This window comes from Desulfosarcina alkanivorans, from assembly GCF_009688945.1.
Classification (GTDB): Bacteria; Desulfobacterota; Desulfobacteria; order Desulfobacterales; family Desulfosarcinaceae; genus Desulfosarcina; species Desulfosarcina alkanivorans.
Genome location: NZ_AP021874.1, coordinates 5508436 through 5534813 on the forward strand (window position 1 = coordinate 5508436; position 26378 = coordinate 5534813).

27 protein-coding genes and 4 tRNA genes are annotated in these 26378 nt (G+C 50.4%); 16 read left to right on the forward strand and 15 right to left on the reverse strand.

Annotated elements, in window-relative coordinates:
- Positions 1–105 precede the first annotated feature (105 nt).
- The 9 genes from DSCA_RS24040 to DSCA_RS24080 all read right to left on the reverse strand — a co-directional run bounded on the left by DSCA_RS24040 (position 106) and on the right by DSCA_RS24080 (position 7292).
- Entirely contained in the window at positions 106–771 is a 666-nt protein-coding gene (locus tag DSCA_RS24040) for a SagB/ThcOx family dehydrogenase (protein WP_155318864.1), read from the reverse strand.
- Between the two features lie 194 nt (positions 772–965).
- Complete coding sequence (locus DSCA_RS24045) at positions 966–1283, reverse strand: DUF6794 domain-containing protein (protein ID WP_155318865.1); 318 nt, start codon at positions 1281–1283, stop codon at positions 966–968.
- Between the two features lie 590 nt (positions 1284–1873).
- On the reverse strand, positions 1874–2524 hold the full coding sequence (locus tag DSCA_RS24050) for a DsbA family protein (protein WP_155318866.1): 651 nt from the start codon (positions 2522–2524) through the stop codon (positions 1874–1876).
- Positions 2521–2958: a disulfide bond formation protein B gene (locus DSCA_RS24055; protein ID WP_155318867.1), complete on the reverse strand. Its 438-nt coding sequence runs from the start codon at positions 2956–2958 to the stop codon at positions 2521–2523. The genes DSCA_RS24050 and DSCA_RS24055 overlap by 4 nt, the downstream gene beginning before the upstream one ends.
- A gap of 69 nt (positions 2959–3027) precedes the next feature.
- Complete coding sequence (locus DSCA_RS24060) at positions 3028–3600, reverse strand: TlpA disulfide reductase family protein (protein ID WP_155318868.1); 573 nt, start codon at positions 3598–3600, stop codon at positions 3028–3030.
- Positions 3601–3808: 208 nt separating this feature from the next.
- Complete coding sequence (gene ccsB / locus DSCA_RS24065) at positions 3809–4651, reverse strand: c-type cytochrome biogenesis protein CcsB (RefSeq protein WP_155318869.1); 843 nt, start codon at positions 4649–4651, stop codon at positions 3809–3811.
- Positions 4652–4660: 9 nt separating this feature from the next.
- Positions 4661–6058, reverse strand: coding sequence for a cytochrome c biogenesis protein ResB (gene resB / locus DSCA_RS24070; RefSeq protein ID WP_155318870.1), 1398 nt, complete (start codon positions 6056–6058; stop codon positions 4661–4663).
- Entirely contained in the window at positions 6048–6644 is a 597-nt protein-coding gene (locus DSCA_RS24075) for a tetratricopeptide repeat protein (RefSeq protein ID WP_155318871.1), read from the reverse strand. Before DSCA_RS24075 ends, resB begins: the two co-directional genes overlap by 11 nt.
- A gap of 195 nt (positions 6645–6839) precedes the next feature.
- Positions 6840–7292: a hypothetical protein gene (locus DSCA_RS24080; RefSeq protein ID WP_155318872.1), complete on the reverse strand. Its 453-nt coding sequence runs from the start codon at positions 7290–7292 to the stop codon at positions 6840–6842.
- 576 nt (positions 7293–7868) lie between these two features.
- Between DSCA_RS24080 and DSCA_RS24085 the strand changes: the two genes are divergently transcribed.
- The 8 genes from DSCA_RS24085 (at position 7869) to DSCA_RS24120 (ending at position 14056) form a co-directional block, all read left to right on the forward strand.
- A complete protein-coding gene (locus DSCA_RS24085; RefSeq protein ID WP_155318873.1) occupies positions 7869–9095 on the forward strand; it encodes a tyrosine-type recombinase/integrase in 1227 nt (408 codons plus the stop codon).
- Positions 9095–9565, forward strand: coding sequence for a hypothetical protein (locus tag DSCA_RS24090; RefSeq protein WP_155318874.1), 471 nt, complete (start codon positions 9095–9097; stop codon positions 9563–9565). The genes DSCA_RS24085 and DSCA_RS24090 overlap by 1 nt, the downstream gene beginning before the upstream one ends.
- 125 nt (positions 9566–9690) lie before the next feature.
- Positions 9691–9873, forward strand: coding sequence for a helix-turn-helix transcriptional regulator (locus DSCA_RS24095; protein WP_155318875.1), 183 nt, complete (start codon positions 9691–9693; stop codon positions 9871–9873).
- Complete coding sequence (locus tag DSCA_RS24100; protein WP_155318876.1) at positions 9839–10801, forward strand: helix-turn-helix domain-containing protein; 963 nt, start codon at positions 9839–9841, stop codon at positions 10799–10801. The genes DSCA_RS24095 and DSCA_RS24100 overlap by 35 nt, the downstream gene beginning before the upstream one ends.
- Positions 10802–11068: 267 nt before the next feature.
- Entirely contained in the window at positions 11069–11665 is a 597-nt protein-coding gene (locus DSCA_RS24105) for a hypothetical protein (protein ID WP_155318877.1), read from the forward strand.
- Complete coding sequence (locus tag DSCA_RS24110; RefSeq protein ID WP_155318878.1) at positions 11662–11865, forward strand: hypothetical protein; 204 nt, start codon at positions 11662–11664, stop codon at positions 11863–11865. The genes DSCA_RS24105 and DSCA_RS24110 overlap by 4 nt, the downstream gene beginning before the upstream one ends.
- A gap of 84 nt (positions 11866–11949) precedes the next feature.
- Positions 11950–13041 carry a phage major capsid protein gene (locus DSCA_RS24115; protein WP_155318879.1) on the forward strand — a complete coding sequence of 364 codons (1092 nt, stop codon included), beginning with the start codon at positions 11950–11952 and terminating at the stop codon, positions 13039–13041.
- Between the two features lie 814 nt (positions 13042–13855).
- Positions 13856–14056: a hypothetical protein gene (locus DSCA_RS24120; protein WP_155318880.1), complete on the forward strand. Its 201-nt coding sequence runs from the start codon at positions 13856–13858 to the stop codon at positions 14054–14056.
- 469 nt (positions 14057–14525) lie between these two features.
- On the opposite strand, the gene DSCA_RS24125 is transcribed toward DSCA_RS24120, so the two are convergent.
- The 4 genes from DSCA_RS24125 to DSCA_RS24140 form a co-directional block, all read right to left on the reverse strand.
- Positions 14526–14945: a hypothetical protein gene (locus DSCA_RS24125; RefSeq protein WP_155318881.1), complete on the reverse strand. Its 420-nt coding sequence runs from the start codon at positions 14943–14945 to the stop codon at positions 14526–14528.
- A gap of 29 nt (positions 14946–14974) precedes the next feature.
- The gene (locus DSCA_RS24130) at positions 14975–15730 is read right to left on the reverse strand and encodes a type II toxin-antitoxin system HicB family antitoxin (protein ID WP_155318882.1); all 756 of its coding nucleotides are present in this window, start codon (positions 15728–15730) and stop codon (positions 14975–14977) included.
- A 777-nt stretch (positions 15731–16507) separates the two neighbouring features.
- Positions 16508–16584, reverse strand: a tRNA-Pro gene (locus tag DSCA_RS24135).
- A 225-nt stretch (positions 16585–16809) separates the two neighbouring features.
- On the reverse strand, positions 16810–17559 hold the full coding sequence (locus DSCA_RS24140; RefSeq protein ID WP_155318883.1) for an N-acetylmuramoyl-L-alanine amidase family protein: 750 nt from the start codon (positions 17557–17559) through the stop codon (positions 16810–16812).
- Between the two features lie 136 nt (positions 17560–17695).
- Between DSCA_RS24140 and DSCA_RS24145 the strand changes: the two genes are divergently transcribed.
- From DSCA_RS24145 to DSCA_RS24180, 8 genes are all read left to right on the forward strand, one after another.
- Positions 17696–17782 (forward strand) — tRNA-Leu (locus DSCA_RS24145).
- A 264-nt stretch (positions 17783–18046) separates the two neighbouring features.
- The gene (gene tig / locus DSCA_RS24150) at positions 18047–19363 is read left to right on the forward strand and encodes a trigger factor (RefSeq protein ID WP_155318884.1); all 1317 of its coding nucleotides are present in this window, start codon (positions 18047–18049) and stop codon (positions 19361–19363) included.
- Positions 19364–19514: 151 nt separating this feature from the next.
- Entirely contained in the window at positions 19515–20129 is a 615-nt protein-coding gene (clpP, locus tag DSCA_RS24155) for an ATP-dependent Clp endopeptidase proteolytic subunit ClpP (RefSeq protein WP_155318885.1), read from the forward strand.
- 1 nt (position 20130) lies between these two features.
- Entirely contained in the window at positions 20131–21375 is a 1245-nt protein-coding gene (clpX, locus tag DSCA_RS24160) for an ATP-dependent Clp protease ATP-binding subunit ClpX (protein WP_155318886.1), read from the forward strand.
- A 59-nt stretch (positions 21376–21434) separates the two neighbouring features.
- On the forward strand, positions 21435–23873 hold the full coding sequence (gene lon, locus DSCA_RS24165) for an endopeptidase La (RefSeq protein WP_155318887.1): 2439 nt from the start codon (positions 21435–21437) through the stop codon (positions 23871–23873).
- 103 nt (positions 23874–23976) lie between these two features.
- A tRNA-Val gene (locus DSCA_RS24170) sits at positions 23977–24052 on the forward strand.
- Between the two features lie 23 nt (positions 24053–24075).
- A tRNA-Asp gene (locus tag DSCA_RS24175) sits at positions 24076–24153 on the forward strand.
- A gap of 253 nt (positions 24154–24406) precedes the next feature.
- Positions 24407–24700, forward strand: a complete 294-nt coding sequence (locus DSCA_RS24180) for a GYD domain-containing protein (protein WP_155318888.1) — start codon at positions 24407–24409, stop codon at positions 24698–24700.
- A gap of 175 nt (positions 24701–24875) precedes the next feature.
- Here DSCA_RS24180 and DSCA_RS24185 read toward each other — a convergent pair whose 3' ends face one another.
- Both DSCA_RS24185 and DSCA_RS24190 read right to left on the reverse strand, forming a co-directional pair.
- Positions 24876–25103, reverse strand: coding sequence for a hypothetical protein (locus DSCA_RS24185; RefSeq protein WP_155318889.1), 228 nt, complete (start codon positions 25101–25103; stop codon positions 24876–24878).
- 685 nt (positions 25104–25788) lie between these two features.
- Positions 25789–26238, reverse strand: a complete 450-nt coding sequence (locus DSCA_RS24190) for a DMT family transporter (protein WP_155318890.1) — start codon at positions 26236–26238, stop codon at positions 25789–25791.
- Positions 26239–26378: the final 140 nt, after the last annotated feature.

Genomic DNA, 26378 nt, shown 5'->3' on the forward strand with positions numbered 1-26378 from the left:
CAACGAAAAATGGCACCCCCCGATTCCATTCTGTCAATATCCGGCGATTTCCGCCATGCAAAGACCGCATTTTTGATCCTTCCGTGGCTTTTTTTATCAGCCATCTCATTGGGGATGGCCGACGGTCTGGGCAAGAATGATTCGCTGTTCTTTGCGCAGACCCATTTTTTCAGCTAGCGCCGTTCGATCGATCCAATCGCGAACCACCGTTCCCAGCCCGGACGCAGCGCAGAAGAGATAGACGTTCTGGCTGATGAATCCGGTATCGGCAGCCGCATAAAACAGTTTCCGATCGTCTGGCCGGTCTCCCAGCCTGGAAAAATCGGCCACATAGATCAGATTCAGCGGGGCATCTGCCACGAAGTCCTGCTTGCCGCAAAAGCGGCGTATATCCTCTTTGTCGAGTTGAACCAGCTGGTGAATGTGGGGATCGTATAGAAACAACCCGTCGGCCGTGGCCGCATAAATTTCAATTTCCTGTGAATTCATGGGCGAGGGGGCCGTGCGATATCCAGTGTCCCGGCGGTTGACCCCAAAGGCGGCCCAGAGCAGGTCTGACAGCATTTGCCGGGCCAGGGGCCGGCTGCTGAATGAACGGGTGGATTTGCGATTTCTGAGTGCCGACATCAAGGAACTGCCGTCACCTGGGGACGGCTTCGGCAGAAGGTTCGCCCCGGCCTGGTCTGCAAACAATGCCGAGGGTTGAATGGCCGCCAGGATGGTGCCGCCCGCCGCCGCACCCAGGAACTTTCGTCGTGTAACCGTAGACATGGCGTTTCCTTTTTTGTGGCCCGGTTTTTCTGATACCGGTGCAGGTCACATTGGCTTTTCAAGAAACATTATGCGCCCGGGAGGAAATGGTCAAACGTAAAAATTCCGGCGCTGGGCACCGATCAGGCGTTTGATTCAGATCCGGCCCTGATCTGTATGCCACAAACAACCATACGGGGATAAACTTCACGCCGCTAGGATTTGACCAGTCGCAAAACGTGGGTATCCTGCAGCTTCTGCCATACGGCGTGAATGATAACAAATGTAGGATCCGTCGGTTCATCGAATTTTTGCGCTGCAACCAGACAATCGGACAATAGAATGTCATTACCGTTCCACAGCCTGAAGTCTTTCGCTATCTGGGAGCCGATCTCGCGATCGATGAGATAGAGTTCATCCGATCCCATGGCTGACAACCTGGTCCTGTCCAACAATGGTAGATCGTTCAAAATGGTGGTTACCGCTTCGTCTATCGTTAATGGGAGTTCAATGCCGATTGATTTTGGAATCATGGGACCCTTTTACCTGAGATGGAAGTTACAAATTTGTGTTTAAAAGCAGGCTGAATTTTTCAATAATGTTAATAGCACTGCCGCTTTCAATAATTACTTCCAAAAATGCAAATTCACTGCCAATTCAATCAGGCTTTCCCTGGTCATGATAGCAGCAGGTTACCGGCTAGAAAAGTTGGAATAATATAGGTTGTCTAATTTGGCCAAAAAAATGGCCGAGCAAATAAGCTCATGTGGGTCACAACGAATGATGACAATGGGGGGCTTGAAATTATAGAGGATATTGACGGAGTCACAACGAAAAATGGCAATGACCTTCAATGAACTTTGTCAATATCCTGTGGTTTTACATGATCATTTGTCAATTTCCGCAAATTATTTGAAAGCGACTGTAATCATTGAATATAAATAATAACGATTCGGCGTTTCCTGCATAGAATGCTAACCATCACTCATTGGTCAATAATATATTATTGCCTTTAGGCAGTATCTTTCATTGAGAATGTAAAAAACTTACAAAACGCATGGGGATAGAAAAGATAATAGCCCTGCTGAAAAAACAATGAGTAACGATAATTCTTGCTCCATGTCTAATAGCTTTCCTTGATTGCCGATTCAATTAAATCACGCAATTGATTGTAACCAAAATCCGAGAGTGGTTTTCCATTTACAAAAAATCCTGGTGTCTTTCTGACATTTAGGGTTTTGGCATCTGCAAGATCTTGTTGAATGATTTTTTCTATTTCAGGATCTTTCATATCCTCTTTTAATTTTTCAATATCGAGCCCTACCATGGAAAGAAAGCGCCACATCTTCTGGGGCTGGACGACGTGATGGCTGGTCCAATGCCGCTGTGTGCCGTAAAGGACATCCATTGTCTCCCAGAATTTGCCTTGTCTTTGCGCTGCCTCTAAAATCTTGACTGGAAAATCAGCGCCTTCATGCAGGGGGTTGTAGCGAATGACCAGCTTGATTTTGTCAGGATGGGCGTCCATCAGCTGTTTGACAAAGGGGTGAAACGCGCTGCAGGTTTCGCAGGCCGGATCGGTGAATTTGATCAGATAGACCTTGGCATCGTCGCTGCCAAGTGTCTGGGAATAAGGTCGAACAAATGTCGATGCATTTTCCTGGGCCAAGAAGCCGTATCTATCGGCTTGATGTTTTTTGTAGACATAAACTCCCGCAATAAAGATAAAAATTAAAAATACACCTGATAATAGAACAATATTTTGTTTCTTCATTTATTTACCTTTGTCCTCAAAACATAAAGAAGCGTTGAAATAGTTGAAAATGAAAGCAATGACAGCAGTGGAATCGTAATGAAGCCAAATAAATCTAAATATGTTTCGGAACACGAAACACCTTGACTGCAAGGCTGTATGCTCTCCGGAATGAATCCGGTGTAAAGAAGAAAGTGATAAAACGCGATCGCCCATCCGATTAATGCTAAGGGTAATGCGTATTTGATGATGGTTTTGTCGAATGGGAATAGACCAACTAAAAAAATTACAGCCAATGGGAACATAAAAATTCTTTGATACCAGCACAGTGCACATGGCGGTAATTCCATAACTTCACTGAAGAAAAAACTTCCCAAGGTTGATGCGCTGGCTATAATCCAGCAAAGAAAGGCGATGTTCCAATTGGTGTTGGATTCATTATTAGATTTGATCATTGTTTGTCCATAAAGAGAATGATGTTCTGTGTATATCCTTTTGTATCTTCGTCTCAATCGTTTGTCCTGTTATTGAATATTGCTCAAGTCTCTGAAGTATTTAATAGCTTCAGGCGTGGCCCAATCCCTGGGTCCAATAATTTTTTCTACAATGTTTCCGCTTTTATCAATGATCAGGCTTTCTGGCACACCGGTCGTATGATAAAGATTTTTCACGATTCCCTTTGTATCCGTAAGGGTAAGAAAGCTCAGATTGTGCTTTTTCATAAATGGAGAAACTACCTGAGGTCCCGAAGAGTCAATACTGACAGCTACGATGGCGAAGTTTTCGTTTTTCAGCTCCTGATGGAGCTTTTCCATTGACGGCATTTCCTGGACACACGGAGGGCACCAGGTCGCCCAAATGTTCAGAAGAATGACCTTGCCTTTGTAATCGGAGAGGCTGACCATCTTTCCGTTCAGATCCGGCAGAGAAAAGTCTGGAGCTGGAGTGCCTTTTTTTAGCGACGGTGTGGAATTAAGGTTGAACAAAGCATCTTTGGATTGGAGTAAAATAACGATACAAATACCTGCCACGATCAATCCAACCAGAAATACGTTCTGGAATTTTATCCCAGTACCCTGCTCTGAATTCTCGCTCATATCTTTTTAACCTTTAATTCTCGGGCCTAAATAGTGTTCATCCAGAAATAGGAAAATTGGGTCGAGATCAAGGCGCGCGAAAAATTTTACCGCAGGCATATGGCTGATATTCCGAGGATAAAATTTTGAGCGCAACGCAGATATCGGACAAATTGGCCATTTATGGATGGGCACTAAATAATTGATGCACACAATCAACATTTGCCAATCACCCTGCCGTTCCATAGCTGTGAAGGCCCGGCAAGTAATTGACGCCAAAATAGGTAAACAATACGGCAGCAAAACCGATCATTGAAAAGACGGCAATTCGTCTGCCGCGCCAGCCTCTCATCAGCCGCGCATGCAATAACGTTGCATAAACGAACCAGGTTATCAGAGACCAGGTCTCTTTCGGGTCCCAGCCCCAATAGCGACCCCATGCAGAATTTGCCCAAACTGCACCCGATATGATTCCGGCGGTCAAAAAGAGGAATCCGAACAGAACCATTTGGTGCGTGAGCTCATCCAAAAGGCGTTGCTTGGGAAGTCGTGAACGCAACGTGCCTACAGGCGCTTGGTCGTTCTTTTTGGCCAAATACATCAGAGCGAGACCGAAGGCTATGGCAAAGGCTGCATAGCCAATGAAACAAGTGACAACATGAACCGTCAGCCAGTTGCTTTTTAATGCGGGTAAAAGCGGTTGGATACGATCGCTGATGTTCGGCGATAACGATGCATAGGCGATCGATAGAAATGCGAGAGGCATGGCGAATACGCCGATCGTCTGGTGACGATATTTTCGTTCTATGACCAGATAAATAACGGCAATCATCAAAGAGAAGAAGACCAGTGACTCATAAAGATTGGAAAGCGGTATCCGGCCTATGCCCATAGTATAGGACTCCACCCATCTCATTACAAAGCCAGCAGCGTTTCCGAGTATCCCCGCTGATGCGACCCAGGTCGCCCACCGATTCAAATGAGGTTTGTGGAAGATCCACGCAACGAGATAGAGGGTCGCGGCAAATCCATACACGAAAGTAGTGATCGACAATATAAGGGAGTTATTCATTTTTAATTCCTATAGTTTGCTGAGATCTTCACCAAGTTGATGACTCGCCATTTCAAATCCGACCCGGTTTCGATTGGTGACACCGTATATTGTGATACGGCTGCTGTTGGTGCTCGGCTGCAAGTCAACAACAATCTTTTGATGAGACATGAAAAACGCTATCCAGCAGCCGACAAGTAACAGGACAAAACCAAGGTAAACGATCGGAACACCAGGGTCTTTGGTTACCTGCAGACCGGTGTAAAATGCATCCTCATACCCATCGACAGATATGAACCAATCGCCTTTGCGCATTTTATCGAATGTTGGAAAACGAAGCGGCAGAGCAATTTCTTGGGATTCCTTTCCAGGTTTTTCCAGGAATCCTTCAATTGCCTCACCTATCATTGTTCCTCGGAAACTGTAGTTTCCGGTGTACCGCAGCAAAGTGAATTGTCCAGCTCCATCAGGCAATCCTACAGTCTGTCCCATTGAAAGATTGTGAAGCGGACTTTCATTTGACTTTGATGACGTGAACTTGATCCGGACTCGATTGGGAGGTGTTTGGCCATAACTGGATTGAAAGAAATTAATGCCATTGTATCGCAGAGGATCATTTACAATAATATCCTTCTCGGCAACTTTCTCTCCATTTTCCAATATGGTAAGGCTCGACCTGAATTCTTTGGGCGAACCGGAGTCGTAAAAGCTGACATCGAAGTCTTCGCATCGGACTTCAAAACCCAGTGGCAGCGTGGCATCACTGTTGCGTAGCCGGATAGAATTGGCGCTTTGTCCCTCGGGGATGTTGACGAACCCATCGAAACCTAAAAACGATCCAATCAACGCCCCGGCTAAAATGATGACAATGCTTAAGTGCACAGCCGGAACGCCCAGCCTTGTCCATCGCCCTTTTTCAGCGACGATCATCATGCCAGGCTTCTCCGAGCTCATTTCCACTCTTTTGTATTTTTTCCCGATGTACGCTTTATATAGCGGCAATAATTCATCAGTATGGCGTGGATCGGAAAATTCTCCAATTGGACTTTTTTTCTTGATCGTTTCTAACCGAAGATTTTTAGACGAGACAATTTTCCAGATCGCAGGCCACCGTTTAATCGTACATACCGTTATGTTAATCGCCAATATTCCGATGAGGGTCTGGAACCACCAGGAATAATACATGTCTAAAATGTCGAAGACTTGCATCAAACGATAGGCGAATTCACCGTAGGCCCGAATATAGAAAGATGGATCTGCTTTCTGGGGAATAAATGTTCCAAGCACTGAGGTCGCTGCCAATAGGGTAAGGGTCACAACGGTAAGCTTCACGGACGCAAAAATATCCCAAAGCGCGTCAAGCATCCGCTTGGAGCGGTTAGCCGTTTTCATTAAATGAACTTCCTCATTTAGAATTTTATCGGTCATGACCTTCTTTGTAATGTTTGACCATCTGATCAACGCTATGGTTATTACCAGCCATTGCTATCGGGTTGATTTCAAGCAACTCCTCCCAGGTTCTGATCGCACCATCGCGATCCCCCAAATCGTGCATCAGAACGATTCCCTTGTTGAATCTTGCGGTTTCGTGTTTTGGGTTTACGGAGATGGCTTTGTCAAACTTAACAATCGCTTCTCGGGGTTGACCGTTTCGTCTGTACATGATTCCCAAATCCGTTAGTACGTCAGCATTGTTTGGATTTAGCTCAAGCGATTTTTCATATGCGTCAATGGCCTGGACATGATTGTTCATGTCAAAGTAGGTATGGCCCAACTGAACCCAAGCACTGGTATTGCCTGGATTCTGAGCAACTTCCTGCCTAAGGACTTCTGACCGCTGCGCGTGGTCCATGTCTGTGGTTGTCCGTTTTGAGGCGGTTGTGGAAACCGTTCCAGTTTTATAAACAGCCACACAGATACCTGAAAAAAAACCTAATACGAACATTGCCACAGCTATGATCATCGTTTTTTGCTGTGAGATGGATCTGGCTTGGATAGTTCTTTTATTTTTCATAATGCACCGATAAAACTCTACAAAACGCTATTGCCAAAGTGCGATAACCCACACTGACAGGATTGCGGCGATGTAAATAACAATGTAAAGGAAATGGGATCTGAACAGAGGGAAGCCAGATGTGGCGTAATAGCCGCGACTGCGCGACTATGCCCTGTCGCTGTGGCGAAACCGGCTTGCCTCACCGGGAAGGAATCAACAAAGAATTGATTTAGTTAGGATATAAATCGGTGAAGATGCTTGAATTATCGGTAATTTTGCGGAACCAACGGTAGTTTTGGTGCAATTTTTTAGGTTTTCAAAACATGCTGCTTCGGCAAGTCGATACACGTCGTCGGAAAAAGATGCACTGATGAAGGTTGCTTGGCCAGACGCCTGACAATAATCGGCCTTACAGCATGCGGCTTCTGCCCCCACATCATTTACACTGTTTTTTTGAATTGAATCAGTTCGATAGTGGTGGGAAAGTGAAGGCTTGCATACATTGAGGATGGCTCTGTTTACTTGGTTTCGATTTGATATAGGAATACAGGCACTTTCTATCTTAACACAGCATGCCTGTTGTGCCGTCACCATACCATGCATCGCGAAGAATACCCCTACGATGGCCAGGCTGGTATAGATAATTTTTTGAAGAATCTTACTCATGGTTTCTATGATTGTTTTTATGCTATTCGTATGCCACGTTGTGATACCACTGTCAACGGTATATTCGCTTCTCTGACGATCATTAACCAATCACATCCGGTTTTGTTCAGGATTGTCGGGCATCTTTACCGATCTTTAGCATACATAACAGATACCCGATAGCTATTGGATGTGATTGAAAACCAAGATTATGAGCGTGCGCCAACAAAAATGGGCCGACTTCTCAAAAGTCAACCCACTAAAATGAATAGGGATTTTTACAGTGACAAGATTCGTGGTGGAATATTGTCACCGTTTGTTGTGGGAGTGATACTATTCGAGAGAACCCACAACAGATGCCGTTTAACTAATTGGTTTTATTGGTCGGGGCGAGAGGATTTGAACCTCCGGCCCCCTGCTCCCAAATCAAAAAGAGTCGTATTTCACCCCCCTTCACTCTCCTTCACAACACAACATTACTTATTGACATTAAACAAAAAAAGGCTTAAATGCCGTTTCATACCCTTGCATAAAAATGAGCTGTAATAAGGCTTATATTTGGTAAAAAATTCGTCCCAAAATAGAGGGGAAAAACCTATGGCTTTAACGGACTTGGCAGTTAAGAGGCTGTCAAAAAAGGGGTCAAGATATGAGGTTCAAGACGCTGGTGGGTTGTGGTTACGGGTTGCCCCATCCGGCTTAAAATCATGGGTTTTCAGATATTATTTTGACAGCCGGGACCGCCGGATGACCCTGGGGCGGTGGCCGGGCATCGGGCTTGGAGAAGCCAGGAAACGAGCCGGAGAAGCCCTTCAACAGGTTCAACGGGGCATTGACCCTGGGCAGCTTGCGAAGGAGAAAAAAGCCAAGCTAAAAGCCGCTCCGACCGTCCAACAGCTACTTGACGAGTTTTACGAGGTGGAGCTTTCTAAAAAGCCTTCAGGGGATGAAAGAAAACGCCTTATCAAAAAAGATGTGATCCCTGCCTGGGGAAAACGAAAAGTGAAGGATGTTACCCGCCGGGATGCCGTGTTAATGATTGACAAGGTGAGAAAAAGGGCACCGATTGGTGCAAGCAGGCTGCAATCGGCCATGATCAGAATGTGGAATTTTGCGGCTGAACGCGGGATTATCGACTTTTCCCCCATGGTAGGCATGAAGCGGCCGAAAGAGGAGCCGAGAAAACGAGTTTTATCCAATGATGAAATCGTGAAGCTATGGGCCGGCCTGGACTTGGAAAACATGAAGATCGATATATACAAGCCGACAAAGCTTGCCATTAAAATGATTCTACTCACAGGGCAGCGGCCGGGCGAGGTTTCCGATATGCGATGGTCAGAAATTGATAAAAACACCAACACTTGGACCATACCGCCAGAACGGGCCAAAAACAGGCAGGAAAACCGAGTGCCTCTGGGTCGCATGGCGATAGACATCATTGAACAGGCCAAGGTGTTTTCTTCTCCAGATTGTGACTTTGTTTTTCAATCCAGTCATAAACCGGGCAACCCTTTAAGCAGGGCCGCTTTGGGTAAGGCCGTTAAACGGCATTGGGCGGAAATGGAGGTTGACGAACGGTTCACTCCTCACGATTTAAGAAGAACACTGCGGACCCGTTTAGCCGAAATTGGCATACAGGATGTCATTGCCGAACGGGTATTAGGCCACAAGTTGCAAGGGCTGTTAGCTGTCTACAATCAACATTCGTATGATGCCGAGAAGCGCCAGGCATTGGCCATGTGGGAACTGCGTCTTTCCGAGATCTTGGGGCATGTTGACGGTCAGGCCGGAAATGTAATCCAGTTTGCCAGGAAGGGGGCGTGATGTTTGATTTTAATGAAGACCGATTTTCGGAATACAAACGGACCGAGAACCCATTATTTGCATGGGATATGGTCCTTGAATGTTGCAAGGAAGAAAAGACCTTTCCTGGTTGGGTGATGGATTACCTTGAAGATGTGGCCGAAGAGCTTGTCAATCTTTCCCCAACTAAGAAGAGGGCCCCTGAGGAAATAAGAGACGCATTAGGGTTCAAGGGAAAGCCTTTTGAACAATATCGACAATTCCTTGACCATGGCGGAGAAGGCGATTTTAGATTTTTGTGGTCCGTTTATAACCGTGTTGCGTATGAACGCCGGGATGGTGCGAATCAGACAGAGGCATACAAGGCGGCTGGAAAACATTTTTTTGGAGAAGATGAACAGACTGAAAACCACTGGCAACTGGTTCGGAAGTGCTATTTAAAATTCAAAAATAGAATGAAAGACGTAGCTGGCGGAAAAGACAAAAATTAAAAAAGAATTATAAAGGTTGGTTACACAGGTCTAAGACCTCCAGATACAGACACACCACCTTTCAAAATGTAACGGTGCCCATCAAGACATTAACTTGATGGGCATTTTTATTGAAGGAGGCAGTCATGCAGGAAAGAGTTATCAGGTGGCCGGAGCTTGAAAAAAGAATAGGTGTTTCCAATGTCACGGCCTGGCGGTGGGAGAAGGCCGGGAAATTTCCTAAACGAATCCGCCTGGGCGGCAATAGTGCCGGGTGGATTGAGTCAGAAGTGGATGAATGGATTAAACAGCGGGCAGCGGAAAGATAGGGGCAGCGGCGGCATGATAAGGTTATACCGGGCACCGTTTCCGATAAGAATAAGACAGGTCCTTTTTTTTCGAAGCAAAAAGGATGCTGATGCTTTCCGGGAAAAGCTTCCAGAGGATGGCCAGATAGAGACAACATGTCCGCCAGATCACGGCTCCTGGAGCAGGCTTTTAGCTCAGTTTTTTAGCCAGATCGATGCCGTCTTTTTTTGCGTTAATGAAGGGGATGGTGACTTTTCAAAATTTTCCAATGATGCTGCAAGAAGTCTTTTAGGACATTTATGGACTGAAGACGGGGCGCCTATTCGGAAAAGGACAGTTAAGGTAGTTGGTGCCCCGCCAAGTGTTGATTTGGCTGAGTTAGCATTTGATGACATGGCAGAACGTTGCAGGGCCGCGGTGGATTATGAACCACCACCGGAACCCGAATCCGTTGACGGCCAGGATGGTGGCGCTGGAAGCTGTGAGAATGATGCCAGGGCAGACGGCCAGAATCCTGCCCACCTGAAAAGAAAGAAGGTTGCCAGGATCAAAGCCCGCCGGAAGTGGTTAGAGAGTAAAGAGCAAAAGCCATTTATTTTTGTCCGATCCTGGGTGAATGCCGCTGTCATGTCAGGGGGTCTTTCAATCGGTGAGCTTGGCGCCATTTTGATCTGTAGAAGCTACCTGAACTCGCCATATGCACTTGAATGCTGGCCAGGTGAGAAAAAAGTGGCAGAACGTACGAACTCCACCAGGAAGACATGGGTTCGAAACAGGGATTCACTTGCAAAAAAGGGCTGGATCATTGTTGAGAAGTTCGGGGTCATGTGTGACGGCCGTTTTAAAAGTGGAACTTCCCCGATCATCTATCCTGTCATACCTGGCCGGAAATGTCCGTCAAAATTTGCACCAGTGGAATCAAACCTGGGTCAAAACGATACAGGTTAGCTCCAGGAACGGATTTAAGGAACGGTGAAAAACCTGGGTCATATGGATACAGGTTAGACCAAACCTGGGTCATTTTGTTCTTCAACCTGTGTCGTTTTGACCATCAACCTGGGTCGAAACGACACACAGAAGTCTTTAATAGAAGTTCTTAATAGAACCTTCTATTAAAGATCCCTGCCGGGGGCGGGGCGGGTCCCCTTACCCCACCCACCCCCTGGGATCTTAATAGAAGGGCTGACGATACCAACATGAAAAGGAAAAAGGATCATGAGCAGAATTGTTGAAAAGGATTTCACTGGCATCCAGGCCGGTCACCTTGTTGGCCTTTTCCGGTCAGGATTGAATACCAGTGACGGATGTTTCCCGTTGTGGATTTGTAAATGCCATCGATGTGGAGGGCTGGCCCTGGTTTCAGCGTCGATATTGAACCGGAACTGGAAAGACACCGATTGTGGATGTTCGAAGGTGAACCGGTTGAAAAAGGAAATTGAGGAAATCAGGGCCGGGTGGTCTGAGGATCAAAAGGTTATCCAGGCGTTTTATACAGGCAAGGGTGTCATCATAACAGGACCCAGTGGCCATGACCTGCAAGAGATCATCAGAGAGGCCGCCAGGGCTGGCCGTCCCTTTACCCTGACCGGCATGAATGGCCTGTGGGAAAGGCGCAATAAGGACCTTCCCCCGATGTTTCAGACTGTCAGCCGTGACAAGCTCAGGACCCAGGCCAGTGAACTTCTCAGGCATGGCGTCATTGTTCAATGTGCTGCTGTCGGCCAGAAGAAGGCACAATGGCTTGACGTCCCTGGTGGGCCGTTTGCAATAGGGCGGGGAAAATTTGCTTCAATGGCGGAAAAAAGCGCTTGATCGAAAATGCCAAATATTGCATTGACGGGTTGCCTTCTGACGCAAAGGAAGGCACCAATTCCAGAAGCCGGAACGCGATGCAAAGCCGACTGGTGGAAGGCAAAACCAAAGCAGTACCGCGCCAATGTGGCAGGGATGAAAACCCCGCCATGTATGAGGCTGATGCAAAGGCCTTTGGAGCAAAATCACTCAACAGGTGAGATGCGCCCCGAAGGCCTTTTCTTTTGGCCCCCTGGGCAGATCAAGCCATCATACTGAAATTAAATACTTTTGAGGTGGTAAAATTGAAAATTCAAAATGAAGTTGCAGATTCTTTCATCGGGATGTCTGACCAGGACAAGGCAAGGTATTCATTCAGCCGTGCCGTGAATGCGGCGATTTTTGGGGCCAAAGATCAGGATTTTATTAAGGCCGCTGGTTTTGAACTTGAAGCCAGTGCCGCGGCCGCCAAACATCAGCCCAACTATCAGGGCGGTGTCATTATTCCCTGGGACATGATGGGGCATCGGGACGTCACTCCTTTCAACACCAGAACCCTGACGGCCGGAACGGCCACCGATGGCGCTGAACTGGTGGCAGACAACCTGCTGGCCGGGTCCTTTATCGATGTCTTGCGGAATCGTTGTGTCTGCATGAGCCTGGGCGCTGTTAAACTGGATGGCCTGGTGGGTGATGTATTGATCCCCAGGAAGACCAGCGGGGCAGTTGCGGGCTGGATTTCAACGGAAGGCGGCAACGCTGGCAACAGTGAAGCCCAGTTTGATCAGATCAGCATGAAGCCGAAAACCGCGGCTGCCTATACTGAAATTTCCAGAAACCTTCGGCTTCAGTCCACGCCAGCCGCTGACATGATCATCAAAGATGACCTGACCGGCGCCTTGGCTGTGCTGATTGACAAGGCCGCCTTCTATGGGACCGGCGCCGATGGTCAGCCCAAAGGCATCAGTCTTCAGACCGGCATCAACACCCCCACGGATTTTGCCGCGGCCGTCCCCACCTGGGCGGAAGTGGTGGCCATGGAATCCGCAGTGGCGGTTGACAATGCCCTTCAGGGGACCACGGGCTATGTGCTTGAGCCTGCAATGGCCGGGAGCCTGAAAGTTACAGAGAAAATTGCTGCTACCGGTGAATTTATTTATGACGGCGGTAAAAGTCTGAACGGCCACAAGGTTGCCATTACCAGCCAGATCACCGCGGGTGATATGTTCTTCGGAAATTTTTCTGATTTGATCATCGGGTTTTGGGGTGGCCTTGAAATTCTGGTTGACCCCTATACCCACAGCCTGTCCGGGACGGTCCGAATCGTTGCCCATCAGTCCATTGACGTTGCGGTCCGGCATCCCGTGTCTTTTGCCTTTAACAATGACGGCAGCTAAGCTGTCAGCCCCAGTGTGATGATGGGGCTTGCGGTCGGGTCATCACTCCTTGCCTGAGTGGTGGACGGGGTTGCTCCTGGCCCCGTTCTTTGAAGGCAAGCTTTTCGCCACCGGCCGTATGTAACACATGGGCGCTGATGTGATTGACCAGGGCAGCGCGAGGGTTTTCCTTCCCTTTGATCCACCTGGTCACCCCCTTGCCTCTTCCAAGGCATGACGGCCCGCCCTGGGCTTCTCCTGGCCACCTGGTGGGATAAAAAAGGGGGCGTTCCCAGGAAGGGGGGTCATAAAAAATGACGGGTCCTGTTTTGACGGCCCCCCTCGCGGGTAACGCGAAGTCCCGGTTTAGACTTAGTGGTAGGAATTTTTTAGTGCATTATTAAAAATTACTTTTCATAGAAACAAGACGCAAAGGATGACCCCACCTGTCAAAACATGCCGCGGATGTGGCAAGACCCTACCGATAACAGATTTTCCGCCGTTAAAATCAGGCAGCTATGGCGTTGATTCAAGATGCTGGCCTTGCAAGCGTGAATACAGGCGCAAGTGGTATCAGAAGCACCGTCCCAAACCCAAAAAACAATCCAGGCCAGAACGGGAAAGGCGGAAAAAGGAACCCCTGGACGTTCAACTTATCCCGTCCCCGCCGGGCCTTGAATCCAGAATTGCCTGGGCCGCACGGCAAACGGGATCACCACATGGCGCCATCAAGAATTACCAATGCCCCCGCTATTACCTTTGCCTGGCAGCGGCCGCCCACCATGAACCCCATCTTGATTTCAGTTGCCGAGGTTGTAGCCATGAACATGACCAGGTGAACCCCAGGCCTGATGACAGCGAGATGGCCGGAATGGTTGCCTTGTTGATGGTGATATTCAGCCAGGGCCGCCAGGGCCGGAACTCTGTTGAATGGGCCGTCAGAGAGGCCCAGGGCTGCCTGGGTGAATATCTTTCACTCATGGCGGGTGAACGGCCCCGTCAACAGGACCAGCCGCATCAGTACAGCATGGCGTGAAAATTCCAAAATTGGAACCGATGGTGGAACCAAAAAAAGTAATGAGAACAATTACTTGACATCGTTTTTGAGAAGTGAGAGGTTGCCCCCAAAGGTTGACGTTTGACAACTGTAAAGGAACGTAAACTCATAGCTGAAAGCTGAAAGGGGCACCATGGAACATTTCACACCAGGACAAATCAAGGCGGCAAGACTTCGAATGCGTGGGCTTCTATGCTTGAAGGGGCTTGACCTGGAGTCTGCAAAGGAATGGGCGGACTTGTGGGTTGACGCCAGGGTCAAGGGTGTCCCTGCGCGGGAGGTCATCCAGGGGGGTGAAGCGGTCCTTGATGGGGACGTGAAGGCGGCATAGGCGCCAAGCATATCAGATTCACAAAACCGGGATAGCGATGCCTGGGCCGGTTTATTTGGTTCGGTATTACAACCTACAAATGGGCAAACAATTTTCTCTAATCAGGCATTTTGTTTTCTATATTTTAATAAGACCTTTGCTATATAAATAATACCCATTACCAGTTGCCGAGTAGGTCAAAATAGCCATCTTTTTCAGTACAGAATCGAAGCTTTTATTGTCTGAAATCTTATCACGGAATTCTTTTGAAATTTGGATCAGGGTTTCAAACTGATGTTCATATAAGGGGATATTCTTTTCATTGCCTGACAATATAGATTTTAATCTTGCCGTAATAGTTTCATGGGTCGTTTTAAGTATAAGGTGTGCAAAAACTAAATCCGACTTATATTCAATATTAAAAGCTCGATGAACCGCTCCTGCAAAGGCACTAAAAAAGTATAACAATTCATCTTTATCTTTGGCTTCCTCCATTTTTTTCAATGCAAAGTCAAGATCATCTAAAATGTATTCTTTAATACTATCGCTGATTTTCATATGTTTCCTCGCAAATAATATTTCAATTGTTAAGTTGTTATTGTTATCTGACTTTGCTCTAACGAAAAAGAAGTAACTGCTGTGGATGAAAACCTTTTCCTTAAAGAAATAACGTTGTCCTTTTTAGGCCTTTCTTCATCCTTCGACATATCAATACAATTATTTGATGCAGCTATCGTATATGTGGGCTCATTTACTATGCCCATGCTGCAGACGATAGAATCATGAGGCATTGGCTGATAATAACTATCGTTGGAAGTCCACCAGTGAGCCGAAGAAAGGGGTTCTTTCTGTCTAAAACTTCGGTTCACTTCATTTTCTAAACTATGAATTCTTCTTTCTAATCGATTAATCAACCGGCTTTGAGTTTCCAAAATATTTACAAGCTTTTGGTCCCTTTCAGTTAAATATTCATAAAATATTTCTCTATTATCCTCTTCTTCTAAAACCGATTTTACGTACTGGTTAAGACTAATATTTTTAATCTTAGCTTTTCGGCTGAGATTCATGTGTAAGCGGGTAGGTATTCTTAATAAGAATTTGCCGCTAAAATCATCTTCATTGACTGGTTCGGAAATATATAGACCCCTCTTTATGCTCGCTTCGAGCCATAATTCCTTAGCTTCATCTAATCTTTCAATAGCCTCTTCTATAGTAGTCCCATACGATCCGCAACCTGGTAAGTCAGGAAGTTCAAGCGAAAAATAATTTTCTCCATCATCTGTTATTTTTTCCACAGTGAAGGGGTAGTTTAAACTCATGTAATATTGTAAGTCTTTTTCCATATCAAGGTCCCTTATTTTATTAGGCCTATGAATTTAATAGCTTTCTTTCTGTCAATTTTTGCAACAAAATTTTCACGGCCATGAGGTTCGTGCGCAGTAAATCGAATTTCTTTTTGGATGAAAAGCCTTGCAGACCCTCTCCTAGAGTTTTCCATTTCAAATCCATAATGTGCGGTCAGTACTTTTACGAAGTATTTCCAAGGAAGCCGCTCACTAAAATTGGAGAAATTTTTTACATAAAAATCAAGATTTTTTTTAGTCTTCGGCATTTAGAATGGTATATCGGCATTGTGCGCGAAAGCTTTAGCGATAAGATACTACATGTGATATCACTTTACAACCGCTACATATTGGAGTCAATTTTTACCTATCCACCTCATATTGATTTTTTGCATAAATCAAAATCAAGCAAAAAACAATAAATGAAATTAAATTGGTATCTTAAGTCACCAATCTTCCTAAAAATAGTCTTTTGATTGAAAATCAGATATGAGCATTTGATAAATAGCAAGATTAACCGGTATCGTCAAGTGCGGGAAGTGCGCTGACAAGGCCACTGATCGGGATGTCGGTCTGTCCCGACCGTTGTGAAACAAAGACCCGAATTTTGATCGACAAGCGGATTTGAAAGGAAATCGATAAAGACAAGCGACCCCTAATCAACCGGGGGCCTTTTTTATTAAGGGCCGAAAACCCGTCCCAAATCCGTCCCAAATAGAAATAAACGGAAAACGGGGAAATAGCAAAATTGCCAAGACCCCGTTTTATATGTAAATTTGGTCGGGGCGAGAGGATTTGAACCTCCGGCCCCCTGCTCCCAAAGCAGGTGCGCTACCAGACTGCGCCACGCCCCGACATTATTTTTTTGGCCCTCTTACCACTGATTATATAAGGGCGCAAGGGTTGACGGGTTCCTAAAAACGCCGATATCTGCGTTACGCTTCATCCTTCGTCACTGCGGCGTACCGTAAGTACGCCTCATTCCTAAGGATTCGCAAGCCTTGATCTCGGATTTTTTACGAACCCGTCGGGAATGGGATTTTTTACGAGGTCATCAACGGTTGAATACGCTATGGACCCTATCGCAACAGCTCCTTGACGGCGGTTTCGATGGCAGCTGCAATCGGTTCGGCAATGTCGTTCAGTTGCTGGTTGAATTGTTGTGATGTGAGAGCCACCGCCGGGTGGACGCATCCCACTTCCAGCAGCACCGCGGGCAGGTCCGCTCCCATCAGGGCCACCAGGGGGGCGCCGCTGACGGTCACCGTGTCAGCGGCGCCGGTATCGATCAGTGCCTGTTTGAGCGTGGCGGCAAGGTGCTGGCTCTGATGCCGGTGCCGGGTCTGGAGCGTGGCCCAGGCCGGGCGATCGGTGCCCGGGGCGTTCGTCGTGCCGGGGATCGTCAGTTCAGGAGGGATCGTCAGGCGTTCGTCGTTGTGGAAATAGACGGCGGCCGTCCGGTCGCCGCAATAGGGCGCCACCGCCAGGTGGAGGCTGATCATCAGGTCCGCCTTCAGGTGATTGGCCACGGCGGCCCGGTCTTCGGGCGCCGTCGTAACATCCGCGGTCCGGGTCAGCGCAACCCGGTGCCGTGCCGCCAGGCGGCCGGCGACTTGTTGTGCCAGCGTCAGGGTGAACCGTTTTTCGGTAAATTCGCCGTGATTGCCCGCGCCGCTGTCATTTCCGCCGTGGCCGGGGTCCAGGACGATGGTGGCCGCCGGGGCAGGGCGGGCCGGCAGAAAAAACGTCCCCGCAAGCGATACACAAATACCGGTCAGGAGGACGAACACGCGGGACCGGAAAAACGATGGCGGCTTGACCGTGGGCATGGGAAAGTGAAATCCTTGACAGAAAGGTCTATCAATATTATTTATTTCGATTGATTTTTTTGCGAAGTTTAGTTTATCTGCAGATAAAGTCAAGCTGCGGGATGCATTTGGGCGTCATGATGGCGGCTGAACTCAGGCGAGAGTGGCGGAATTGGTAGACGCACTGGATTTAGGATCCAGCTCTGGCGACAGAATGGGAGTTCAAGTCTCCCCTCTCGCACCACACTGATTCAGGCAGCGACTGTCGCTTGGCGGCGTGGACCGCTCGACCAGCCGATGAGCGATGGCGGGGCCGCATTGATGGTTGGAACATACGATTTCCAACGCGTGAAAACGCATACCATTGTCGGGAAGATGTTAAAAGGAGCCCTGATGCCTGTCGCGTCGGGGCGCTTAATTTTTTACCTGAACCGAGTTGCTTCCGGCGTCGGAAGGCAGCCCCTGCTGCTCCGGAAAGTACGGTGTACAGGGCTTAGAAAGGATGACTATGAAGGTTACCGTTGAAGATCGCAGCTCCATCAAAAAAGTGATGCATATCGAGATCCCCGAGGCGGATGTCACCCGCGCGCTGGATGATGCCTACAAAACGCTGAAAAAGACCGCCAAGGTCAAAGGCTTCCGGCCGGGGAAAACGCCGCGGGGGGTGCTCGAACGGCTATATAAAAAGGATGTCAACGCCGATGTGACCGGAAAGCTGATCCAGGACGCCTACGTGGACGCACTCAAAGAGACCGAACTGAAGGTTGTGGGATCGCCCACCGTGGATCCGCCCGAGCTGGCGGCCTCGGGAGACTACTGCTTCGATGCCGCGGTCGAAGTCCAGCCGGAGATTGCCGACATCGATTTCACGGGGCTGAAACTGACTCGGACCAACTATCAGGCCAGCGACGAAGAGGTGGACGTCCAGATTAAGATGATGCAGAAGAACCTGGCCAAACGGGAGCCCATCGATGAGGAACGGCCGGCCCAGACCGGTGATTTCGTTCAGGTGGACTACGAAGGCTTCAAGGATGGAAAGCCCTTTGAAGAGACCAAGAAAACCGAAAATTTTGTGATCAAGCTCGGTGACGGCCATATCTCCGAAGACTTCGACAACGGCGTCATCGGGATGAATCCCGGCGAGGAGAAAGAGATCACGGCCGCCTTTCCCGAAGACTATTTCAATAAAAAGCTGGCCGGGCATACGGTGGACTTCAAGGTTACGCTCAACGAAATCCGCAAAGAGGTCCTCCCGGAGATCGACGATGAAATGGCCAAGCAGCTGGGGCCGTTCACCACCCTCGACGAGGTCCGGGACAAGATCAAAGAGAACCTGACCCAGGGATACGACAAGCGCATCGAGCAGGAACTCAACGAGCAGATTTTCAGCCAGATCCTGGAAAAGGTCGATTTCGAGGTGCCCGATGTGATGGTCGACTATGAACTCAACGGCATCATCGCCGACGCGGAGCGTTCTTTTTCCTACCACAACAAAACCTTTGAGGAAGCCGGCATCTCGCGGGAAAGCCTTTCGGAAAAATACCGGGAGACCGCCGAAAAACAGGTGCGGCGCCAGCTGATCCTCGGCCGGATCATCCAGCAGGAAAAAATGGAGCTGGCCGATGAAGACCTGGAAAAAGGGTTCGAAGAGATGGCCGCCACCTACAACCAGCCGGTGGATGTGGTCAAGGGAATCTACGGAAACAGCGGCGACAAGCTGGAGCTTTTTAAGCACGCCTTACTTGAAAAACAAGCGATTAAGCTTATAATGGAAAAAAACGAGATCGAATCGGTCGAGCCGGATCAGCCGGCTGCCGAGGCTTGATAAAAGGCGATATGCCTTACCATTACAGCAGGCGCCTTGAATCCGCGCCTTGCGCTGAAACCTGTCGATCGGTCCGTCGGAGTCCGGGCATTCAACCTGCCGAGGTCGCCCTGCCCGACGGAAGCGATACAGATGTAAAGGAGACGATACTGTGGCGTTAATTCCGATGGTCATCGACCAAACCAGCAGGGGAGAACGGGCCTACGACATCTATTCGCGGCTCCTGAAAGACCGCATTATCTTTCTGGGCACCGCCATCAACGACGATGTGGCCAACCTGTTGATTGCCCAGATGCTGTTCCTTGAATCGGAAGACCCGGACAAGGACATCAACCTTTACATCAACTCGCCGGGAGGGGTCGTTACCTCCGGTCTGGCCGTATACGATACCATGCAGTACATCAAACCCGATGTGACCACCGTCTGCATCGGTCAGGCGGCCAGCATGGGCGCGCTCCTGCTGGCCGCGGGCGCCGACAAGAAACGTTATGCCCTGCCCCATGCGCGGATCATGATCCACCAGCCCATGGGCGGGTTCCAGGGCCAGGCATCGGATATTGCCATCCAGGCCAAAGAGATCCTGCGCATGAAAGACGCGTTGAACGACATTCTGGTGCGTCACTCCGGGAAGAGCGTGGACGAAGTGCAGAAGGACACGGACCGGGACAACTTCATGTCCGGCTCTGAGGCAAAAGAATACGGCATCGTGGACCATGTCATCACCAACCGGGATGACCTGGACCACCTAACCGACACGGAGGCATGATATGGCCAAAAAAGACGAGCCAAACGATAACCTCTTCTGCTCCTTTTGCGGGAAAAACCAGAAAGAGGTCAAAAAGCTGATCGCCGGACCGGCGGTCTATATCTGCGATGAGTGCATCCAGCTGTGCAGCGAGATCATCGAGGAAGAAAACGAAAAAGAGGCCGGCGAATTCGAGAACCTGATGATTCCCCAGGAGATCAAGACCCGGCTGGACGACTACGTCATCGAACAGGACGTGGCCAAGAAGCACCTGGCGGTGGCCGTTTACAACCACTACAAGCGGCTGGATACGACCGTCAGCGCCGGTGACGTGGAGATCCAGAAGAGCAACATCCTTCTGATCGGCCCCACCGGCTGCGGCAAGACGCTGCTGGCCCAGACGCTGGCGCGGTTCCTCAACGTGCCGTTTACCATTGCCGATGCCACCAGCCTGACCGAGGCCGGTTACGTGGGCGAGGATGTGGAAAACATCATCCTGGCGCTGCTGCAGAACGCCGACTACGACGTGGAAAAGGCCAAACGCGGGATTGTCTACATCGATGAAATCGACAAGATCGCCAGCAAATCGGACAATCCCTCCATCACCCGGGACGTGTCCGGTGAAGGCGTCCAGCAGGCCCTGCTCAAGATTATCGAAGGCACCACGGCCAGCGTTCCCCCCAAGGGCGGGCGCAAGCATCCCCAGCAGGATTTCGTGAAGGTGGACACCTCCAACATCCTTTTTATATGCGGCGGCACCTTCAACGGTCTGGAGCAGATCATCAACCGGCGTATGGGCAGCAAGCTCATGGGCTTCGGGGCCATGGTCAAAAAGGACACGGAGCGCAGCCTGGGCGAAACCCTGCGCGAGGTCCAGCCCGAAGACCTGATCAAATTCGGCCTGATTCCCGAGTTTCTCGGCCGGCTGCCGGTCATTACCACCCTGGACGAACTCAGCGCCGACAGCCTGGTGCGGATCCTGACCGAACCGAAGAATGCACTGCTCAAACAGTACAAAAAGCTGTTCGAGATCGAAGGGGTGAACCTGCGCCTGACGGACAGCGCCCTGTCCGCCATTGCCGACGAGGCCATCAAACGAAAGTCCGGGGCCCGCGGCCTGCGCGCCATTCTGGAATCCTGCATGCTGGATATCATGTATGACATCCCCTCCAAGGATGATGTCAAGGAGTGCGTGATCGGCGAAGAAGTGGTGCTGAAAAAAGAAGAGCCGATTCTGCTTTACGAGCCATCCAAGAAACAGGCCTGATCCATCGACGCAAGCGGTTTTGCGGATGAGCAAGGGTAACCGAGGGTCATAGCGAAAATATGGTCAATATACCAAAATTCTTTAAAAATCAGGAGGGGGAGGCCTCACCCGAGGTGCTTCCCCTGCTGCCGCTCAGGGACATCGTTGTCTTTCCCCACATGGTGGCGCCGCTTTTTGTCGGCCGCAACAAATCCGTCAGCGCGCTTTCCAGCGCCATGAACAAGGACAAGCGCATCTTTCTGGCCACCCAGAGAAATGCCGGCGTGGACAACCCCACTGAAAAAGATATCTGCGACGTGGGCGTCGTCGGCACGGTGCTTCAACTGCTGCGGCTGCCCGACGGCACCGTCAAGGCATTGATCGAAGGCAAGCAGCGCGCCCGCATCGTGCGGTACGTGCCCAATCCCGAGTTCTTCGAAGTCGAGCTGGCCCTGCTGCCGGATACCACCGGCGACACCATTGAGGTGGAAGCCCTCATGCGTGCGGTGATCGACGACTTCACCGAATACGCCGGCATCAACAAGAGCATTTCCAAGGAACTGCTGGCCAAGGTGTCCGCCATCGCCGATCCATCAAAGCTGGCGGACTCGGTGGCCTCCCATTTTTCTTTCAAGCTCGAGAACAAACAGCATCTGCTGGAAACCGTCGACCTGAGCAAGCGTCTCTCCCTGCTGGTCAAGCTGATCAAACTGGAAATCGAAGTCTACCAGATGGATCAGCGCATCAAGGGCCGGGTCAAGGAGCAGATGGAAAAGACCCAGAAGAACTACTACCTGAACGAGCAGATGCGGGCCATCAAAAAGGAGATGGGCGCCGAAGACGAAGCGAGCGACGAGCTCAAGGACCTGGAAAAAAAGATCAAGCGCAAGCGCATGTCCAAGGAGGCCGCGTCCAAGTCCCGCCAGGAATTCAAGAAGCTCAAGCTCATGACGCCCATGTCGGCCGAAGCCACGGTGGTGAGAAACTACATCGACTGGATGATCAGCCTGCCGTGGTTCAATAAAAGCCGCATCAGAAATGATCTGGTCGAGGCCGAAAAGATACTCAACGAAGACCATTACGGCCTGGAAAAGCCCAAGGAGCGCATCCTCGAGTACCTGGCGGTGCAGACGCTGGTGAAAAAACTGCGCGGCCCGATTCTCTGCCTGGTCGGCCCCCCCGGCGTGGGCAAGACCTCCCTGGCCAAATCCGTGGCCCGGGCCACGGGGCGGAAATATGTGCGCCTGTCCCTGGGTGGCGTGCGGGACGAAGCCGAAATCCGAGGCCATCGCCGCACCTACATCGGGGCCATGCCCGGAAAGGTCATCCAGTCTCTGAAAAAGGCGGGGGTCAACAATCCGGTTTTCTGCCTGGACGAAGTGGACAAGATGAGCATGGATTTCCGCGGCGACCCCTCGTCCGCCCTGCTGGAAGTGCTGGATCCGGAGCAGAACTACAGCTTCAACGACCATTACCTGGACCTGGATTACGATCTGTCCGATATCCTGTTCATCACCACCGCCAACACGCTGCCGGATATTCCGCTGCCCCTGCAGGACCGCATGGAAATCATCCGCCTGCCCGGCTACACGGAAATTGAAAAATACAACATCGCCAAAAAGTTCCTGATTCCCAAGCAGATTGCCGCCAACGGCCTCAAGGATGAGAACATCACTTTTTCCAAAGGGGCCATATACATGATCATCCAGCGCTATACCCGTGAGGCGGGGGTGCGCAACCTGGAGCGGGAGATCTCGTCCGTCTGCCGCAAGACCGCGCGCCAGGTGGTCAACCAGAAAGAAGAGAAGAATCATGTGATTTCGGCCAATACCATCACCAAGATGCTGGGGCCGCCTCCCTTCAAGATCAGCCAGATCGAGGAGAAAGACCAGATCGGCCTGGTGACCGGGCTCGCCTGGACCCAGGTGGGCGGGGAACTGCTGTGCGTGGAAACCCTGACCATGCCCGGCAAGGGCAAGCTCAATGTCACCGGCAAGCTGGGAGACGTGATGAAAGAGTCCGCCCAGGCGGCGGTCAGTTTCGTCCGTTCCCGTGCCGACAGGCTGGGGATCGACAAGGAGTTCCACAAGGAGCTGGATCTGCACATCCACATTCCCGAAGGCGCCATCCCCAAGGACGGCCCCTCGGCCGGTATCACCATGTGCACCTCGCTGGTTTCCGCACTGACACGGCGGCCGGTACGACGGGACGTGGCCATGACCGGAGAGATCACCCTGCGGGGGCGGGTGCTGCCCATCGGCGGTCTCAAGGAAAAGATGCTCGCGGCTCACCGGGGCGGAATCCGGAAAGTGATCATCCCCAAGGAAAACGAAAAGGACCTCAAGGACATTCCCAAGGTGGTCACCCGCCAGATGAAAGTGGTGCCGGTGGAACACATGGACGAGGTGCTGGGCCATGCACTGGTACTCGGCCAGGGGGAGCGGCTGTTTACCAACGATGACATGCCCATGCCGGTGGAAAACGGCGGGGCCGAACAGCCCCAGATTTCCATCAACTAAAAAGTGCCGCCGCCCTGATTTTGGGCTTGACTTTGCCAGGGTGAATTGGTAGCTATGCACTTCTTCTTTTGACGCATTTCAAAAGAAGGCTCTTTATAAATCCGGGCGGATAGCTCAGTTGGGAGAGCACCGGCCTTACAAGCCGGGGGTCACAGGTTCAAGCCCTGTTCCGCCTACCAATCCGCACAAAGACATCACTTTCGGGGGCGTAGTTCAGTTTGGTTAGAACGCCGGCCTGTCACGCCGGAGGTCGCGAGTTCGAGTCTCGTCGCTCCCGCCATTTATAAAGCCTGTTACTTAGCAGTAACGGGCTTTTTTTATTCAATGTAATTTCTTGATCAACAGACATCATCCATGTATGTGTGTATGAGCAGCGCAACCTCACGTGCACCTGCGCAATCCACGTTCCCATCCCGGCGATTTTTGCAGAACTAACCAGACGCGAAATCCGTCCTCATACCGATTACGGCTCAGCCAAGGTTTCGAGTTTAGAGATTCTGGGGGCCACACAGGATCAAAAAGGAGGGTGTATCATGGCGACGTACATTACCCTGGTCAATTTTACCAAGCAGGGCATCGCGAATATAAAGGAGAGCCCCGCACGGCTTGATGCCGGAAAGGAGGCCTTCAAGGCGTTCGGTGCCGAAATGAAACAGTTTTATCTGGCGATGGGACGCTATGACATCATTATTGTGTCACAAGCGCCTGACGATGAAGCGGTTGCAAAGGCAGCGCTTGCCATAGGCTCCCGGGGAGCCGTAAAAACAGAAACGTTCCGTGTTTTCAACGAAGATGAGTACCGGGATATCATCGGTGCTCTGCCATAACATTTTATTTTCTTGAGTAAACTGCGCTGTGGCCCCCAGTTGCGGTAACCCTTGCTGGTCGCCCGATCAGCCAGCAAGAAAAACATGCTGGCGATGCCGTTTGCCGCCGCCTGTCGTTGACCGGATGCCGGTTCGGGCACCGGCCCACCAGGGAATCGCTTTGCTTCGGATCGCCTTACCCTGGCGATGTCACCCGCCGACTGCCCTGTGCCTGTCGTAATTCCTTCCAGATCCGGCGCATGACATCCCTGCTGGTTTCATCATCCTCTTTGATCAGTTCACCGAAGGCTTTTTCGAAATCAGGGGCTGAAAGTTGATCGGACGGGGCGTCGGCATGGGTTTCCCGTTGGGACATGTCGGTCAGGATTTCGTTGACGATATGTTCAATGTATCGGGGTTGCATGGGATCTGCCTTTCTTTTATGGTCTGTACCTCCCGGGCACCGGGGGACCGGGCCACCCGAAGGTGACCCGGCGCAAGGAGGGTAAGGAGGAGATCGGGCCCCCGGTCCCTATGAAAGGTCATCAGGGTGCCCGAACTATGGTCGCACCTTACCAGCCAATCCTTACAAGAAGATGACGCCAGGATTACCAGATGGTAATCCGGCCTGCCCGTGGAACGTGAAGCCAAGGCGTTTTTCCCTGCAGGCCCCACACTGCCCCCACCGTGGGGCCACCGGCCATGCTCCGGGGGTATTGAGTTACACCCGCGCGCCATCCTGTGGGAAAATAATTGTGCATTTTATTGCGGCTTTGTTTTAAGGTTTTTGCAACCATTCGTAAAAACACGTGATCCTTCAAATACCGTAGGGTGGCATGGGACATGCTTTCCCAATTTCCAGCGAAGGCAACCTAACCCTCCTTAACCTGCGTTGTTTTCTATTCCCGGGTGGGGATGCGAAAACGACAACCAGTTCCAACTCTTTTTTTGCGGGCAGGACCGGCATCCCGGTTCTTGCCCGTTTTTTTTTGTTGATCGGGGACGATCCTGCCCCGCGGGTGACCCTTTTCCCGTGGAGAGGGCCGGTTGGTTGCCGTCGCCTGCTGCGGCCGGCAGGGGCGGGCGGATCAGGCGGGCGTGGTTCCCTGTCAGGTGGATTTCTGGATCAGGTAGAGGCTGATCACCAGCCCGGCACACCCCATCAGGCGGAATCCGTTCACCGGGTGCCGCACCAGGCCGAACGCACCGAAATGGTCCAGGATCACCGAGACGATGAGCTGGCCGATGATGGTGGCCACCAGGGTGTTGGCGATGCCGATGCGTGGCGCCAGCATCAGGATGGTGGTGACGAAAACCACCCCGTAGATGCCGCCGGTGTAGTAGAATGCCGGTGTGGATTTCAGCTGGGAAACTGACGGCAGGGAGGGGTTGAGGGCCAGCAGCAGGAGGAAAAGCACAACGATGGCACCGAAAAAAGAGACAAAGGTGGCTTGAAGCGGATGATTGAGGCTTTTTCCCAGGTGGGCGTTTATCGAGCCCTGGACGGGCAACAGGCCGCCCACGCACAGGGCCAGAAATAGAAATATACAATTTTTCATCAGAACTCTTATCCAATGGAAGTGGTGGCTGGTTTGCCTGATGGAGGCCAATGTCAACGGCCAAATGAAGGAATGCTTCCGAATTTTAATTACGATCGGAGTCTCATCTTTTCATTGGGTATACTTTTTCAATAGAACAC